Genomic DNA, 16,108 nt, shown 5'->3' with positions numbered 1-16,108 from the left:
GCGGCTTTACGCGGTGCCCGCTGTGTCGTTTGGCGTAGCGGGCACCTCGCTTAGCAATGCGGTGAGCGCGGCCGGATCCTTGTAGTACACGTCGAGGTCGACGATCTTGTCGTCGCGCAGCGTATAGACCTCGATCAGATCCATCGTGACACTCTTGCCCGTCGCATGGGCGGTGAATGTCAACGAAAAGCGCAATGCCACGGCGCTTTCACCCAGCGGCTCCGAGGTGAACGGTCCCGGGTCGAACGTCATCGCAGCGCTCATCTTTTCCAGCAACTCGCGAAATCCGCTGAGCCCGTGGTAGTCGCCGCTGTACGGGAGACCACCTGATTCGCGGGCGACGAAGTCGTCGTGCAGAAGGCGGCCCATCTCGTCGAAGTCACCCGCACGCACCGCCGTGCTGAACCTCTGCACGCTCGCCACTTTCGAGTCGGTCATGTGAACTCCTCGAGCTGCGCCGACACGGGCTCTTGGCCCGGGCTGACGTATTGCACGAGCTGCGGCATGCCCTCAATGAGGCTCAGGTACTTGGGGATTGACTCCTGCACCCAGGCGGTCTCGCCGTGGGCGGTGCACGCCGCTTGGTCGCGGTACACCTCGACGACGACGTAGGCGGCGGGATCCTCAACGCTCTTGGCGAACGCGTAATACGCCACCCCCGGTTCGTTGGCGAGGGTCATGGCGGTGACGTGGGCCATCAAGTCCTCGAAGGCCGGCGCGTTTTCGGCCGGCACGCGCAGGTTGGCGATGAAGGTGATCACTGGGCTACACCTTCGCCGGTTCGCCGATGACGTGGTGCGAGGTATTCAGCCGTTGGGTGGCCGCCTCGATCGTCCGCCGGACGCCCTCGCGGATAGAAACTTTGTTGGGCCCAAGCAGTTCGAGCATCTTGGTGGTGTCGGCCCAGATCGGCCAGGCCTTGCTGTTCTCCACGAAGCTGGGCTTCTTGCCGAGGATCTCGCCGGCGATCTCGCAGTACTCCTGCGTCGTGACGGCCTCGGTTCCGCCGACGTTGACGATCTCGGCGCCCACCCTGGCGATACCGGCTGCGGCAATGGTCTTTTCGACGTAGTCGTCTTCGAAGAGCGGTGTGTGCACGTTGCGCACGCCGGGGTACACGCTGACGGGCTCGTCGCGGATCATCTGGTCGATGCGCTGCGTGACGCCGCCGCCGCGGGGGCCGTAGAAGGAGAAGATGCGCACGATCGCCACCGGCAGTTGGTAATCGACGCTGAGGTGCTTGAGCAGGAATTCGGCCGCGATCTTGCTGGCGGCGTAATTCTCCGCCGAACTGTGCAGCCCGTACGGGTCGTCCTCGCGCAGCGGCCGCTCCCCCTGGTACTGGTACAGCGAGCCGGTGCTCCCGTGCACGAACGCGTCGCAGTCGCGGTACCGCCTGGCGAGTCGCCCGGTGGCGCCCGCGTTGACCTCGTACGCGGTCTTCTGGGTCGGCGGGAGGACGGCGTAGTTGATCACCACATCGACGGACTCCGGCAGCGCCGACAGGTCCGGGTTGGCCAGATCGAAGGAGATCGGTTGTGCGCCGGCGCGTTCGAGCATCCGGCTCTGTTCGGGGTCCGAGAAGCGGGCCACCGCGAACACCTCGTTGGACTTCGCGAGCTCGGCGGCGACCGGGAACGCCACTACTCCGCTGGCGCCGGTGACGAGGACGCGCTTTCCGGAAAGCTGTTTCATGTCAACCTCTTTCATTGGATGTGCGGCGGGCGAGTCTGGCCGCCGCGGCGCGCAGCCGTCGCGCGTCATAGAGGGTCAGCAGCGGGGTGACGACGTCCTCGCGCAGCCGGGTGAGCCGCGACGACTGGAGCCGCCACTGGCCGTCGGCCTTCACGTACTTCTCGTCGTAGTGGCCGTAGCCCCTGAGCGTGAGCATCGGGATCAGGCGCACGACGTCGTGCAGCGCCCAGGTCCCCCGCGCGGTCGTCGGCGACGTCAGCGAGATCTCGGGTGCGTGTACGTGATGCACCGTGGCTTGTGAAGGCCTGCCGAGTGTTTGGCGCGTGTAGGTGACGAACTCGTCCGCGCCGACGACGACCCGGGTGGCGGTATCGACGATCTCGCTGACGAAGTCGTCGGCGAACAGCGCGCGCCACGCCGCCCACTCCTTGGCATCGAGCTGGCGGCAGTAGCGGGCCTTGAGCTGTTTGATCGACTCGATTTCCAGCAGTGTGGCCGCGTCATGCATCGGCGCCTTCTTGCATGGCGTCGGCCTGGTAGCTGCCCATGAACTCCATCGGCACACCGCCCATGCGGCAGATGAACAGGTCCACACCCGGCAGTCCGGTGTCGAGCACGGTGACCTCGTCGGTGTGTTCGCGCGCCTTGGCTTGCACCGTGTCGTAGTCCTCGGTGAGGAACGACAGCGCGGCGAGTCCTTCGGGAACCGACGAACGCAGTTGTTCCGGAACGTCGAGCACCTCGACCAGGCCGGCCTCGCCGCTGCCGACGATGGTCACGTCGGCGCCAGCGGTCGGCGGCCAGCCCAAGGTCTTTTCCAGGATTTCGCCCGGCACCGGGAAGCTGTACTGGACGTCCATGCCCACGACGTCGGTCAGAAACTTGATGAACGTGCGGGCCGAATGGCTGAGCATCACGACGTGGTGGAGATGATTCGGCAACTCGGTACCTCCTGGCGGCGGGGCTTGAAACGGATGCTAGCCAGCGCAGACACCTCGGCACCAGAGTTTGGCGAACTTTTTTTCCTGGGCAGAAAAAATGTGGGACGTCAGTCGCGCGACAGCATCCGCTCGAGCCCTACGACGACCACGTCCAGGCTGAACTGGAGTTGGGCCTCGTCGTCGGTATCGTCCCCGCGCGCCGCGACCACCTGGCGCAGCATCGGGAAGCTGCCCTCGACGGCGCCGCCGAGGGCGGCCGCGACCTCGTCGACGTTCGGGTGCACCGTGCTCTGCGCCAGGAAGACGGCTTCGCGCCCCGCGGCGTGGCCTAACTCGGTGACCAGGCGCAGCGCGTGACCGGCGTCGCCGACCGAGAATCCGGCGTCGACCAGTTCCTGTAGCACGCGCTCGACGGGCGCCAGCGCTCCAATTCCGGTGGGCGGCAAACGAAAGTAGGTGGCGAGGACGCCGAGTTCGACGACGGCGTCGCGCAGCGCGGCGCAGTAGGTGCGAAGGACGCTGCGCCAGTCGCCGCCCGCAGGCAACGCGACGCGGGTCAGCGCCGACTCGAAGACGTCCAGCGCGACCAGTTCTCGCAAGCCGTCGCGATCGCCGACGTGATAGTTGAGCGCCTTGGGGTCGACGCCGAGCACGTCCGCCACCGCCTGCATGGTCAGGGATTCCGGCGCGAGGCCCCGCGCCGCCGACACGATGCGATCGCGGCTGATCCGCCGCGGGCGGCCCCGCTGCCGGGGCGTCATCGCGAGGTCTTGCGCGTCGGACACGGCGAACCTTCCGTCACTGCTGGGCAGCACTCTTGAGGTATGCCCACGATACTGCGACCGGCTGCGTCGACCTTTGGAGCTGACTCAGTTGCTGATCCACTGCTTGACGCCGCCGTGCCCCGAGCAGGTGCCGCTGTGGTGGGTGCTGAACGAATAGTCACCGTCGCGGCAGATTGCGGTGGCTCCCGCAGGAGCTCCACCACCCACGAGGCCGGGTGCACCGCCGGGCGGCAGGCCCGACGATGGGCTCGGAATGCATTGCCCGTCCGAGTTCTGGTAGTAGCCGGTGCCGCAACCAGCCAAAGTTGTGACCGGCGCGCTCGTGACGAGCGACGGTGCCGCAAAAAGTACGCCTGCTGATGTGGCCGCTAAGGCGACGAGAATTTGTATCCGCATGTCACACTCCGAAAACGTGATCGTGAAACTAACGGGCGCCCACCCCGGACGGCAGCGTAATGCGCTGGTAGGCCCTTTCGCATCAGAATCGGCAGAATTTCGGCCAGCTATCCCATCAGGATCTTGTACTGGGCCGCCATCTGTTGTTGCGCATTGTCGAGCTGACGGGCAATGGTTTTGATGGTGTAGCGGCCCGCAGTGGCCAGGCACCAGTAACGAGGCACCAGACCGTTGGATCCGGCCACGCGGGTGCATTGGCTATCGGGCAGGCCGGGCACTGGCGAAGCCGATTGGGACGCAGGCATTTTCGCGGCAAGGTCGCCGTACGCCTTGGCGAGTGTCTGCGCGGCCGAGGGATCTTTCGCTTGGTAGACGGTGGGCAGGTTGACCGAAACGTAGTCCACGCCCGCGGCCGAGAGCAGAGGCCCTGTTTGGACGGGGTCGGCTTCGAGGTGCAGCGCACCCGCCGGCGGATAGGCCGCACCGGACGTCGACGTGGCCTGGTCGGCGGGCGGCGGCAGGGTGCGAGCGACAAGGCCCGTGGGATCGACTGCGAGCGTGGGGAAATCGGTGGGGTCGGTCGCTTTGAAGCTGTCGATGAGGGGCACCTGCTGATCCAGGGTGTGACCGGCGAGTTGGGCTTCGCAGTCCGGGCCTGCCGCACACCGCGCGATCTGGATGAGCAGGTAGGGGCCGTGCGCGCTAAGCGCGGTCAGTTCACGCACCGTTTGGGCACCCTCTTGGAACGTCAGCACCGTGCCGGTGGCCTCGGGATGGCCGGGAATGGGCAGGGGCCGTTCGGGTTCGGTCACGATCGGGGTGGCGCTGGGAATGCGGGGCATGTTCCTTGCCGCCGTCGTCATGTTCTGGGCCGCCTGGGACGCCTCGGCGGGGTTGAGGAACCGAAGCACCGTATTACGCAGTGACATCTGCGGATTCGGGCCCGGGATTTGTCGCTCGGAGACGAATCCGACCACGAACGGCAGGTTGTAAGCGCCCCCGGCGATCGGCGGCCAGATCGCGCGCGACAGGTCTAGCGGCACGGCGATGATCGACGCACCGGACGAGTTCGCGCCGACCAGGGTGGGATCGACTTGCCAGGGACCGACGACGTAGGGGGCCATTCGCCGGCCTTCGACGAGTCGCCCCACGTCTTCGGAGCCGGCGTTGCCCAGCGCGGGCTGCGGTGAGGTCGGATAGTTGCCGGGGTCGAGCTGCGACACGTTCACCGGGGCCGCGGAGCCGGGCGGCGCATGGGTGGTCGCTTCCCCGTTGGTGGTGTGGCTGCAGCCCAGGAGCAGGGCCAACAGGGCTATCGAGTTAATCTGTGCCAGAGCGGTTTTCATCATTATTCTGTCTTGCAGATCTTCCAGCCGTCTTCGAGTTTCAACGGCAAGCTGACGACCTGGGAGCCCAGGGTTTCGCTTTGACCGGTAAAGGTGGCATCGGCGGTGTCACCGGTGATGACGATCGATTTGATGTCCTTGATCGTGGTGATGCCGTTTTGGGCGCGGCCCTTCTTGACGTAGTTCATCACGGTGCCGCTGAATTTGTTGCGCATCGCGACGCACATCAACTCCAAATAGGCGTCCCAGTTTTGGGTGTTGTACGAGTCCTGGAACTCTTTCAAGGTCTCGCGGATCTGGTCTTCGGCAGAGGGCTTAGCCGAGGGGGCGGGTGCCACCGGGCCGCCAGACGGGGCCACCGCCGTCGCCGACGTTGCGGCACCGCCGTGTTGGGGCAGCGCGGAGCCGCCGGTGACGGTCGTGCACGACGCGGTCAAGGCGACGGCGACGCCGATGACCCCCACCCGGGTAATGACCGGCACGAAAATGTTCATCGCGCTCCCCCTAGCCCCTTCACTGTCGCGGCACCTTGTTGGCGGTGGCGTCGGCCAACGACATGACATCGGTGCCACCGGCGGCGCGGCATTGGCGGATGTCGACTAAGACGTTGCCGCGCACCAGCATTCCTCGTTGGCACGATCCACCGCCGCGCAGGGTCGCCGTCAGGCTCAGCACCCCGGCGGTGGTCAAAGGCTGGCCGAAGTCCCAGGTCTGGGGAGCGACGCCCGGTGCGGTTACGGTCACGGATTTGCCGCCGCACAAATCCCACTGCCCGTGCAGGTCGGCCAGCAATATGCCTGCCTTGTTGCCGGGAAAGGCGATAACCGCCTGGGTGACGCTGTCTTGCCAACCCTGTTCGTTCATGCCGCGCAACGTCTGTACGGCGACCCCCGTATAGCCGCTCGGGCCGTACACGCTCTGTTGCGCGGGCGCCCAGGCGCCCACACATTGCTTGTTGTCGATGGTCGCGGAGTCGTCGGAGAGGCTGGCGCTGTCTTGCTCGAGAACCAGCGGACCCCCATCGGCCCCAACGGGTAGCTGGGCCGCGGTCAGCAAGATGGAGCGCAACTGAGCAGGAGCGACATTTGTGGCCGCCGGCCCCTGCGGCGGCGCCGATGCCCCCGGTGACCCGGAGCCCGAGCCGGCCTCGGGGCGCGACCCCGCGGGCTCGGGCCAGGCCAGCACGGTGACCGTGGCGACCAGCAGCACCACGCCGGCCAGGGCCGCGCCGATCAGGCCGCGTCGGCGTCGGCGCCGCGGCGGCTCGGGCGGTCGCTGTTGCCAGGGCGGCTGCGAGGTGTGCGGGTATGAGTGGACGTCGCTGCTGGGTACCGGCGGCAACGGCGCATAACGGTTGGGATCGCGCAGCGCCGAGGCGGCGGCGTTGGCGAGCGCACCCGCCGACTGAAACCGTGCGGCGGGATCTTTCGCCATCGCGACCGCGATCACGTGATCGAGGCCGTGCGGCAGGGACGGCACCGCGTCGGTGACGCGGGGCGGCGGGGTGAACATGTGCGCCATCATCACGGCGGCCGCACCGTTGGTCGCCTCGAAGGGGGTATGCCCCGACAGCAGTCGAAACAGCGTGCAGCCCAACGAATAAATGTCGACGCGGCCGTCGATGCGGCCGTTGGACAGCACCTCGGGTGCGGCGTAGCCGACGGTGGCCAGCACCGCTCCGGTGGCGGTCAGCCCCACGTCGTCGAGGGCACGGGCAATCCCGAAATCGCCGAGCAGCACCCGCTCGTCGGCGCCGACGGCGCCGGAGAGCAGGAAGTTGCCCGGTTTGATGTCGCGGTGGATGACGTGGTTCGCGTGGGCGAAATCGAGCGCCTTGGCCACCTCGGTGATGATGTGGACCGCGCGGTGCGGCGTCATGGTGCCGGCGCGCAACGCGGCCTCGGCGTCGGTGCCGTCGACGAACTGCATCGCGATCCACAGCTGGCCGTCCTCGGTTTGTCCGCGGTTGTAGACCGACACGATCTGCGGATGTGCCAGGGCGGCCGCGGTGTCAGCCTCGCGGACGAAGCGAGCGCGGAAGTCCGGATCGCGCGACAACTCGGCCGACAGCACTTTGAGCGCGACTTGGCGGGGCAGCCCGGGATCGGCGGCCAGATACACCGCACCCATTCCCCCGGTGCCCAGTACCGCCTGGATGCGGTAGCCGCAGACCAGCGCCCCGTTTCTCAGCACCCATAGACCCTACTAAGCGACGCCGTCGTTTCCGACGGATTCTTGGGTGCGAGCTAGCCGAGGCTTTTGGCGAAGCCGCTCAGGTCGCGCACGCTGGCCGCGAAAACCTCGGGCATGACGCCCGCGAAGATCAGGTCGCCGCCATGACAGGTGCCCGCGACCAACCTGCCCACCGCCGGCACCCCCGCGCGCACCAGGCGCCGGTAGTAATCGAGCCCCTCGTCGCGCAGCGGGTCAAGCTCATTCACCGAAATCACATGCGGCGGGAGACCTTTGAGGTCCGCATCGGTCGCGACGCCGGCAAAACAGGTGGGATCGTCCGCGTGCTGATTGTCGGGGTCGTAGATCGAACCCAGCATCTCGGCTTGCTGAAGGTTGATGAAGTAGCCGTCGCACTCCCGCATCGAGGGCAGCTCGTCGGGCGGCTCGTGCCACCGGTTCGACAGGAACGGGCATTGCGCGTAGAAGCCCGCGACCTCGTGCAGCCACCCTTCGCGTTTCGCCTTGTGCGCCACGGTCAGCGTGAGATTGCCGCCACCGGACTCGCCGTTGACGATCAGATGGCTGATGCCGAGTTCGGCGCGATTCGCCGCGGCCCAGCGCACGCCGGCCGCGCAGTCGTTCAGCCCGGCGGGAAATGGATGTGGCCCGAGCTTGCCGCCGGAATTGCGGAACTCGACGCCGACGACGACCAAGCCGGTGCTCGCGAAGTGCTCGCGCAGCCGCATGTACGTCGCGTCGGCCGCGCTGGCGATGGCCATGCCGCCCCCGTGCAGGTGCACCACACCAGGCCACGGACCCGCACCATCGGGGCGGCTGATGTACAGCGTGACGTCGTTGCCGTCTAGCCCGGTGATCGTCGTCGTCGTGGTCGTCACGCCGGTCGCGTCCGGGACGCCCGAGGCGAATGCGCCGAGCACGGCGCCGACGCCCTCCTCGCACATCGCGGCGTACCCGAGGCGTTCCTCGAGCGGCGCATCGATGGTGATCGGCATCGTCGGCATGTTGCCGTCGAGTCCCATCGACGCGAGGGCTGCGACCATGCGCGGATCCGACCGAGGGTCGGTTCCAAGGCAACAATCCGGATCAGCGAGGCGACCGTTGGTCATTTTGCGACCTTACTGCGGACGCTGCGCCGACGGCAGACCAAATGATCGGGCCGAGGAAAACACTTGGCCGCCGCGACGTGCGCTGGCATCGTGGCCCTTCGTGCGGGTGTGGCTGAGCGGCTAGGCAGCGGCCTGCAAAGCCGTATACACGGGTTCGAGTCCCGTCACTCGCTCTATTTGGGTCGTTACTCGGCGTGCGGGGTTACCAGGAACTTCTCCCCCGTCGCCCGCTTGACGTAGGCGTTGAACGCGTCGGGTTGCAGCATGCCGGCCAGTGACACCTCGCGGGTGTAACTGCTGGCGAATGTCGTTGTGAGTTCGGCGGCCACCCGGGCGCGCAGCCGTAGAAAGGTCTCCGCGCCTGCGTTCTGAATGAACGGGGTGAGCAGCCACCCGCCGACGCCCCACGCCATGCCGAAGTTTCGGTTGAGCACCGTCGGGCTGGTGTCGAGTGCGCCGTAGATGTACACCTGCTTGTGCACAGTCGACCCATAGCGCGAGTATTCGGCGGCGGTCGCGTTGGCCGCCTGTTCCATGCCGGTCAGGATCTGGCTCGCCAGCGTCCCGCCACCCGTGGCGTCGAACGCGAGCGTCGCCGACGTCGCCTTGAGCGCCTCGACGAGATCCGTTGCAAACGACGGCGATGACGAGTTGAGGACATGCGTGGCACCGAGCGACTTCAGCAGCTCTTCTTGCTCGGGTTTGCGGACGATGTTGACCAACGGTATGCCGTCGTGCTGACAGAGTTTGACCAACATCTGGCCGAGGTTCGACGCCGCCGCGGTGTGTACGAGCGCTGAATGTCCTTCGCGCCGCATGGTTTCCGTCATGCCTAGTGCCGTCATGGGATTGACGAACGACGACGCGCCGTCCCTGGCCGTAGTTCCCTGGGGCAGGACCAAACATGCCGAGGCGTCGATCGCCCGGTATTGCGAATACATCGCACCGCCCGCGATCGCGACCGTCTTTCCGACGAGCGCTTGTGCCGCTTCGGAAGTCCCCGCGGCCACCACGGTGCCCGCGCCCTCGTTGCCCACCGGCAGCGACTGGTCGAGCCGGGCCGACAGCGCGCTCACTGCCGCCGCTGAGATCGGGGCGGTGACGACCGGACGCTCGGGCGTTCCCGCAACGGTCGCGGTGCTCATGTCCGCGCTGGCGACCAGCAGGCCTAAGTCGGACGGGTTGATCGGCGAGGCCTCCACCCGCACGACGACTTCGTTGGGGCCCGGGGTGGGAACAGGAACCTCACGCAGCGAAAGTTCCAGCGTCCCAGTGGACGTCACCAACGAGCGCAACTCCAGTGCTTCGGCGGGCAGATCTGCGGTCATGTGCGGTGCCTCGTTCCTGTTGTGGACTTCGTCGTTGTCAACGCGCGATGTGGCTAGGAATCTTCCTGCTCGACGGCGTCGAGGTAAAACCATCGCCCGGCGCGACGTTCGAATCGACTGCGTTCGTGCAGGCTGTCGGGCCTCCCGGCGGACTCGAAGCACGCCGTGAATTCGACTTCACCCCGGTCGTCGTCAGGGCCGCCGGCGGCGGTGTCGATCACCTGAAGGCCGGTCCAGGTGATACGCGGGTCGACGGTCACGTCGGCCGGCCGGGTTCGCGGGTGCCAGGTGCGGAACAGGTAGTCGGCGTCGCCGACGGCGAATGCGGAATACCTGGACCGCATCAGCTGCTCGGCCGATGCGGCCTGCGACGCACCATCGTGCAGCGGTCCGCAACAGGTGCGGTAGCTCTCGTCACTGCCGCACGGGCACGGCGGGCCGAGTAGGTCGTCCACGTCGTGAGCCTGACAGGCCCCTACGAGGTGTCCCCGGGCGGTAGTGCGCCCGCCGCGTCCTGCAGCACCTGCTGCAACTTGTCGAGCGGATCGCCATCGGCCGGATGAAGCGGGCGCGGCGGTATCTCCCGCCCGTCGGGCGTGACGGCGACGGGCGCCGGCCACCTGCTTCTCCCATAACACCGACCCGGACGCGCAGCGGTGGGGCCGGTAGTTGCTCTTGCGGTGCGGCTGTCAACGCAGCTCGCTTGTCTTCCAATCGTCTTCGGGTGTCGTTGCGGATGGCCCGCCGCTGCGCGTCCGGGTCGGTGTTATGGGAGAAGCAGGTGGCCGGCGCGCCGTCGACGACGGTGAGTGCGCTCCCATACCGGTCGGACGCGCGTCCCGGGTCGCCCGCCGTCGCGGCCCGGTCACCCTGGGTTTCGCGGACCAGTTCGAGGTTGACCCGCGCCGGGCAGGAACCGGCGGCGTCGGTGCGGGCAAGGGCGTCGGAGAAGTCACCGTCGGCGTCGGCAAGTCGGCCTTCGAGCAGGGCCGCGACACCCGCCGCGAACGGCGCCTTGGCCGGTTCCACGATGTTGACCACGCGGAGGACCGTCGCATCGGTCCGCAGCGCACTCCCATCGCCGCCCGCGAACGCCGAGACGGCAGAATTTCCGGCGACGACGACGGATATCAGCTTGGCCGCAACCAACAGTGCGGCAATGGTCAGCGGGGCCGAGTAGATCAGGAGCCGCCGTCGCAGCCGCAGCCGTGCCGGTGTGGGCGTCACGTTGTCAGATCCCGTCGCGCGATGCGGCCCCGGCGGAACTGGCGAACCGATAGGTAGATTTCGACGATCAACAGTGCCGCCGCGAGCAGTGCCGCCAGCCAGTACAACTCGGTCGGTTCGGTCGTGTCCGAGCGGATGCCCGGCGCCTCGGGCAGCAGCGGCCCGAAGGTCTGGCCGGGATCGCGGTGCACATACGGCACATCGAGTTGTCCTGCGATTTGCCGTAACTCGGCTTCGTTGATCGCGTCGCCGCGCCCGTAGCCCAGCACCGCACCGCCGGCCACCGACCCGTGCGTGAGGTCGAAGTCACCCTGCGGCGCGCGCGATCCGGGCGCACCGGAACCGAAATAAAACACTACGTTTCGGGAACCCGGATACTCTTGCGCCGCCTGCATCAGCTGATATCGCAGTACGGTGTTCGCCGCGGCGGCGTTGACGTCTAGACCACCCTGCGCGGAGCCGAAGGCGGCGATGACCGGGCGCAGGCTCCAGACGTCCGCGGACAGCGGCCAATCCAGCGCAACCCGCGACGCGAAGGTGATCAGCGCGTACCGCGCCGCCGGGTACTGCTTCAACAACGCCGCGATGTCGTTGTTTTCGGCACCCACTTCGACCGACCGATCGACGATCAGGAACACGTTGAGGTTCTCGCCAGCCGCCGGCATTGTCGGCGTTGGCTTTTCATGGATCGCCGGTCGGGTAGCCGCAACAAGGACGAGCAGCACCGCGAGAGTTATTCCGCCCCAACGCAACACGGCGCGGACACGTCGCGTTCCGGCCGAGACCAGCACCTGCCGCAGCGAAACCAGTCGCGCGAAGGCGAGCGCACCCGCGACGACCGCAAAGATCGCCCAGGGCAGCAGGGGCTGAAACGTCATCGGCGCAACACCAACAGGACCACCGACAGCACGGCCGCCGACGCCAGCGCGATCGCCAGCGGTATCACCGGCACGTCCGAAGAGTCCGCCGTCACGACGGTGCCGTCGGGCAGCCGCGCCGGTGATGTGTTTGCCCGGACCGCGTTGAGGGCCGTGGTCACCGATGCCGGTCCCGGTGTCACGTATCGGCCGCCGGTTTGGTGGGTGAGTGCGACCAGTGCGCCGCTCGCGGGTGAGGGGGCCATGTCGATCGCGTTGAGTTGGATCCCGGCGCGCATGGCCAGGTCGCGCACGCCGGCGTCGGCGAACAGTGCGGGCCGTCGCTCCCCGGCGGCACGAAGGTCTGAGGGCCCGAGATAGATCACCGAACGCCGGTGCGTGCTGCGTCGTCCAGTAACGGGAAATCCGGAAATGCACAGCGCTAGAAGATCATTCACGCTCGCGGCGTAGTCGGTGTAGGGCACCAGCGGAGCGAACGACGCCGACTGCGCCTCGTGGGCGCGCGCGTACTCGCCGAATCGCGCCGTCACGTACTGATGGTCGCGCGTGAGCGGGACCACGCGGCGGCTGACCGAAGTCAGGCCGACCTGTTGGGTTTCGGTGGTCTGCCGTGTGAAGTGGTCAAGCAATTCGCTCGTCGCCGCATCGGTCACCGGCTGCCCGACGCACAGCATGATGTCCTCGGGGTGGGCGGCGTCGAAATCCTTGTCGATTCCGGTCGGACGGGCCGACGCCCAGTCGACAGCGCCGAACATGATCGTCAGCACGACGAGCGTCACGACAGTCGACAACGAGCGCAGCCGCGCCGCCCTCGCGTACTCAGGAAGCCGAATCAGGCGTGCGACGTTGGCCAGCGGGCGCAGCCGCCTGCGCGCGGCGGTCATGGGCAGGAACACCGCCAACGCCACCGCGGCGACGAAGCCCGCCAATCCGATGGCCGCCACCGGCCACCACCTCAGGTCCACGATTGGATCAACTCCTGCGCGCCGGCCGCCACATCGGAAACGTCGACTCGCGTCTCGGCGTTGAATTGTGCGTCTCCGAGCCGGGTCAGCAGCGGCACGGCGGCCTCAAGGTTCTCCCCCGCCATGGCGCCGAGATGCAGGTACTGGGCCCGCGCGCCGGTGGCTTGATGCAGAAAGCTGCGCACTGTCCCGCCAATCGCCGCACACGCCTGCGGCGCCGACATCCGCCCGGCAGCATGCTCGTCGGTGATGCTCTGCACGGCGTGCGCGAAGCGACGGCGGAGCCACCGGGCATGCAGTCCCCGCACGACGGGAATGCGCCGCAGCCGATGCGACGACAGCGTCCACACGAAAAGTACTGCATACCAAAAGATCACGATTACGACCAGCAATACCGCTATCAACAGCCACCACCACGAGTACGGCTGCGGCCCAAAGACGTGGTGCAGCAGATCATCCGGCACGGGTGGCCGCCTGGGTGAGGCCGACGAGTTGACGCCGGACGTCATCGCTGCCCGCGACCGTCGTGTGCGGGATCGAGTGGTCGGTCAGGAATTCTTTCAGGCGGTCGCGGCGAGCGTGCTCGGCGCGGCGGTACGCGGTGACGACCCGCGGCCCGAGGTCGGCACCGTTCAGCACGAAACGACCGGAGCTGACGTCGTACCCGTCGATACCGTCGCGGCCCACCGCGGGCATGTCCGACACCATCGCCCACATGACGTCGTGTTGCCCGCGCAACCTGGCGAGTACGGCGCTGAGCCGGTCGTCGACCTCGGGTTCGTCGGACACCACCATGATCAGCATGGAGTGTCGATAATGCGTTGCGACATAATCGAGTTGAGAGGTGACGTCGCTAGCGCCGGGATCAGACATGGCGTGCTGGTACCACCGGTGCAGGAGTCCCTCGATGTGCGTCTCGCCGCGCCGCTGGGGGACGTTCACCGAGCCACGGCTGTCGCCGTAGACCATGCCGATTTGATCGGAGCGCCGCAGGCCGATCAGCCCCACGGCACCCATGATGTGCGCAGCGATGTCTCGCTTGCACTCGCCGCTCGGGGCGAGCGCCGACATCTTGCGACCGGCGTCCGCGACAAGCAGGATCTTGTGGTGCTTCTCGGAGACGAACCGTTTGACGAGTACGCTGCCCGAACGTGCGGAGGCCTTCCAGTCGATGTCGCGCACATCGTCGCCGGGAACATACGGGCGCAAATCGTCGAATTCCAGACTGCGCGTGTGTAATAGCGCGTAGCGACCGCCCTCCAGCAGTCCGCGGGTGTCGGTGCCGAAGTACGCTTTCGCGCGGTTGAGGTGCTTGCCCAACGTGACCTCAGCGCACGCGGACGGCCCGAAGGACGGCGTCGATGACGACCTCGGGGGTGACGTGGGCGCTGGACGCTTCGAATCCGAGGATGAGCCGGTGGCGCAGCACCCGATGCGCCAGGTCCGCGATATCCTCGGGCAGCACGTGAGCGCGGCCGGACAGCACCGCCTTCGCCCGGGCCGCCTTGCAGAACGCGATCGTGGCGCGCGGGCTGGCGCCGTACTCGACGAGGTGAGCGATCTGCTTCGGCAGCGCGTTCGCGGGATGGCGTGTCAGATCGACCAATTGGCTGGCATACAGCATCAACGCGCGGTCCATATGGACGTGGCGCACCACCTGCTGCGCGCGCAGGACGTCGTCCAGGCTGACCACGGGCGTGCTGGGGTGGTCCGTGTCGTAGATGCCCGCGTCGATTCGCGACATCACTTCCACCTCCTGCTCTGGAGAGGGGTAACGCACGATCTCCTTGAGCAAGAAGCGGTCCGTCTGGGCCTCGGACAGCGGATAGGTGCCTTCCTGGTCAACCGGGTTCTGGGTGGCGACGACGAGAAATGGATCCGCAATGCGGTGTACCTGTCCGGCGATCGTGGTCTGCCGCTCCTCCATCGCCTCGAGCATCGCGCTCTGGGTCTTCGCACTCGAGCGGTTGATCTCGTCGAGCAACAGGATGTTGGCGTGCACCGGACCCAGTTGGGTGACGAAGGAGTTGGTCGCGGAGTCATAGATCTGTGTGCCGACGATGTCGCTGGGCAGGAGGTCAGGCGTGCACTGGATGCGGTGGAAGCGGCCGTGAATGGACTCCGCGAGCACCTTGGCGGCGGTGGTCTTCGCCAGGCCCGGCACGCTTTCGAGCAGAATGTGGCCGCCCGTGAGCAGTCCGATCAGCAGCGACTCCCGCAGGTCCCGCTGCCCGACAATCTTGGCGGTGAACGCCTCGGAGATGGCATCGACAATTTTCCGAATGCCGTCGATTTCGCGCTGATCTGGTTGCGTGCGTGCTGTAGTCATACGCCCGCGGGGATACCCGGACGCCGGCTTTCCACACGTCAGGAGCCGCTGGCCTGGAGGCGTTCCTCCTGCAACCGCTCCTTGCTGCGCAGCAGTCGAAGCAGCGTCACCAACAGCAGACCGCCGACCAGGTTGCCGATCACCGTGTACGTGAACCAGCCGAGCCAGTTCAGATAACCGAAGGGTGCTCGCCCGGATACCAGGACCCCGAAGATCAACAGAGAATCGAGGATCGAATGGAACAACCGCAGACCGGCAAGGAGAAACGCCACTGCAATGGCCGCCGCGATCTTGGCCGGCACGGAATCTGTGCCGTGCTGCATCCGGGTCATCAGCGTGATCGCCATACCACCGAGCACTGCGAGTGCGACCGTCTGTGCCGACAGCGGCGCGGTAACAAAGTGGGCGGCCGATTCAATAGTCTGGGCGTGCAGCTCAGGAAAGCCGGTCATGATCAGCCACATGATGATCCAGCCGCCGGCCAGATTGGCCACCAGGGTGCCGCCCCAAAGCTTAAGCAGCTGACCGACGCTGGCTCGTTTGGCGGCCACGGTGGTGACGGGCACCAGGAAGCCCTCGGTGAAAAGTTCGCTGTGGCCGAGCAGCAGGGCCAAAAAGCCGATCGAGAATGCCAAACCGGCCAGCAGAGGCTTGTGGGTCGAGTCGAGGACGGACAAGTAGGCCAGCACGCCCAAGGCGACTTCGGTGCCGCCGAAAAAGCCGGTGACAACCACCGCATGCCAGCTACGGTGCAGGCGCTGGGTGCCCTCGCTCAGCATGCTTGCAAAGGCATCCTCGAGCTTGTCCTCGATAGGGCTAGCAGAAGCTCCCAGCTCGCGCTGGGTCTTCTCACTCATGAAGTGCTGTACGGGTAACGGTCATTTGGCTAGCAGGGATACCCACTCCCGCAGCCCTG

General features: G+C 66.8%; 20 protein-coding genes and 1 tRNA gene. 1 reads left to right on the top strand and 20 read right to left on the bottom strand.

What is annotated here, in order from left to right; genetic code table 11:
- Positions 1-6 precede the first annotated feature (6 nt).
- The 11 genes from MRAB57_RS19545 to MRAB57_RS19495 all read right to left on the bottom strand — a co-directional run bounded on the left by MRAB57_RS19545 (position 7) and on the right by MRAB57_RS19495 (position 8,465).
- On the bottom strand, positions 7-438 hold the full coding sequence (locus MRAB57_RS19545; protein WP_077088808.1) for a nuclear transport factor 2 family protein: 432 nt from the start codon (positions 436-438) through the stop codon (positions 7-9).
- Complete coding sequence (locus tag MRAB57_RS19540) at positions 435-761, bottom strand: putative quinol monooxygenase (protein WP_077088807.1); 327 nt, start codon at positions 759-761, stop codon at positions 435-437. The genes MRAB57_RS19545 and MRAB57_RS19540 overlap by 4 nt, the downstream gene beginning before the upstream one ends.
- A 4-nt stretch (positions 762-765) precedes the next feature.
- A complete protein-coding gene (locus tag MRAB57_RS19535; protein ID WP_157900636.1) occupies positions 766-1,695 on the bottom strand; it encodes an NAD-dependent epimerase/dehydratase family protein in 930 nt (309 codons plus the stop codon).
- 1 nt (position 1,696) lies between these two features.
- Complete coding sequence (locus MRAB57_RS19530; RefSeq protein WP_077088805.1) at positions 1,697-2,203, bottom strand: nuclear transport factor 2 family protein; 507 nt, start codon at positions 2,201-2,203, stop codon at positions 1,697-1,699.
- Complete coding sequence (locus MRAB57_RS19525) at positions 2,196-2,636, bottom strand: hypothetical protein (RefSeq protein WP_077088804.1); 441 nt, start codon at positions 2,634-2,636, stop codon at positions 2,196-2,198. The genes MRAB57_RS19530 and MRAB57_RS19525 overlap by 8 nt, the downstream gene beginning before the upstream one ends.
- 107 nt (positions 2,637-2,743) lie before the next feature.
- Entirely contained in the window at positions 2,744-3,421 is a 678-nt protein-coding gene (locus MRAB57_RS19520) for a TetR/AcrR family transcriptional regulator C-terminal domain-containing protein (RefSeq protein ID WP_083743463.1), read from the bottom strand.
- Between the two features lie 84 nt (positions 3,422-3,505).
- A complete protein-coding gene (locus MRAB57_RS19515) occupies positions 3,506-3,817 on the bottom strand; it encodes a DUF3761 domain-containing protein (RefSeq protein ID WP_083743462.1) in 312 nt (103 codons plus the stop codon).
- A 107-nt stretch (positions 3,818-3,924) separates the two neighbouring features.
- A complete protein-coding gene (locus tag MRAB57_RS19510) occupies positions 3,925-5,163 on the bottom strand; it encodes a DUF7373 family lipoprotein (protein WP_077088802.1) in 1,239 nt (412 codons plus the stop codon).
- 2 nt (positions 5,164-5,165) lie between these two features.
- Positions 5,166-5,657, bottom strand: a complete 492-nt coding sequence (locus MRAB57_RS19505; protein WP_077088801.1) for an Rv0361 family membrane protein — start codon at positions 5,655-5,657, stop codon at positions 5,166-5,168.
- Positions 5,658-5,676: 19 nt separating this feature from the next.
- Positions 5,677-7,356 (bottom strand): serine/threonine-protein kinase PknH/PknJ, encoded by a 1,680-nt coding sequence (locus tag MRAB57_RS19500; protein ID WP_077088800.1) that lies wholly within the window; start codon positions 7,354-7,356, stop codon positions 5,677-5,679.
- A 53-nt stretch (positions 7,357-7,409) separates the two neighbouring features.
- Positions 7,410-8,465, bottom strand: a complete 1,056-nt coding sequence (locus tag MRAB57_RS19495; protein WP_077088799.1) for an alpha/beta hydrolase fold domain-containing protein — start codon at positions 8,463-8,465, stop codon at positions 7,410-7,412.
- 102 nt (positions 8,466-8,567) lie between these two features.
- Between MRAB57_RS19495 and MRAB57_RS19490 the strand changes: the two genes are divergently transcribed.
- Positions 8,568-8,638, top strand: a tRNA-Cys gene (locus tag MRAB57_RS19490).
- Positions 8,639-8,650: 12 nt separating this feature from the next.
- Here MRAB57_RS19490 and MRAB57_RS19485 read toward each other — a convergent pair.
- From MRAB57_RS19485 to MRAB57_RS19445, 9 genes are read right to left on the bottom strand one after another with little or no spacing between them, the layout of a single operon-like run.
- Positions 8,651-9,793, bottom strand: a complete 1,143-nt coding sequence (locus MRAB57_RS19485; protein ID WP_077088798.1) for a zinc-binding dehydrogenase — start codon at positions 9,791-9,793, stop codon at positions 8,651-8,653.
- A gap of 53 nt (positions 9,794-9,846) precedes the next feature.
- On the bottom strand, positions 9,847-10,248 hold the full coding sequence (locus MRAB57_RS19480; RefSeq protein ID WP_077088797.1) for a YchJ family protein: 402 nt from the start codon (positions 10,246-10,248) through the stop codon (positions 9,847-9,849).
- Positions 10,208-11,020, bottom strand: coding sequence for a hypothetical protein (locus MRAB57_RS19475; RefSeq protein WP_245835961.1), 813 nt, complete (start codon positions 11,018-11,020; stop codon positions 10,208-10,210). Before MRAB57_RS19475 ends, MRAB57_RS19480 begins: the two co-directional genes overlap by 41 nt.
- Complete coding sequence (locus tag MRAB57_RS19470) at positions 11,017-11,898, bottom strand: vWA domain-containing protein (RefSeq protein ID WP_077088796.1); 882 nt, start codon at positions 11,896-11,898, stop codon at positions 11,017-11,019. Before MRAB57_RS19470 ends, MRAB57_RS19475 begins: the two co-directional genes overlap by 4 nt.
- Positions 11,895-12,863 carry a hypothetical protein gene (locus MRAB57_RS19465; protein WP_077088795.1) on the bottom strand — a complete coding sequence of 323 codons (969 nt, stop codon included), beginning with the start codon at positions 12,861-12,863 and terminating at the stop codon, positions 11,895-11,897. Before MRAB57_RS19465 ends, MRAB57_RS19470 begins: the two co-directional genes overlap by 4 nt.
- On the bottom strand, positions 12,854-13,327 hold the full coding sequence (locus tag MRAB57_RS19460) for a hypothetical protein (protein WP_077088794.1): 474 nt from the start codon (positions 13,325-13,327) through the stop codon (positions 12,854-12,856). The genes MRAB57_RS19465 and MRAB57_RS19460 overlap by 10 nt, the downstream gene beginning before the upstream one ends.
- Entirely contained in the window at positions 13,317-14,183 is an 867-nt protein-coding gene (locus MRAB57_RS19455; RefSeq protein ID WP_077088793.1) for a DUF58 domain-containing protein, read from the bottom strand. The genes MRAB57_RS19460 and MRAB57_RS19455 overlap by 11 nt, the downstream gene beginning before the upstream one ends.
- A gap of 7 nt (positions 14,184-14,190) precedes the next feature.
- Positions 14,191-15,192: an AAA family ATPase gene (locus MRAB57_RS19450; protein WP_077088792.1), complete on the bottom strand. Its 1,002-nt coding sequence runs from the start codon at positions 15,190-15,192 to the stop codon at positions 14,191-14,193.
- 38 nt (positions 15,193-15,230) lie between these two features.
- Positions 15,231-16,049 (bottom strand): formate/nitrite transporter family protein, encoded by an 819-nt coding sequence (locus MRAB57_RS19445; protein WP_077088791.1) that lies wholly within the window; start codon positions 16,047-16,049, stop codon positions 15,231-15,233.
- Positions 16,050-16,108: the final 59 nt, after the last annotated feature.

The organism is Mycobacterium rhizamassiliense, assembly GCF_900157375.1.
GTDB lineage: Bacteria > Actinomycetota > Actinomycetes > Mycobacteriales > Mycobacteriaceae > Mycobacterium > Mycobacterium rhizamassiliense.
The sequence above is the reverse complement of the archived record's forward strand: the minus strand, read 5'-3'. Positions and strand labels throughout refer to the sequence as shown.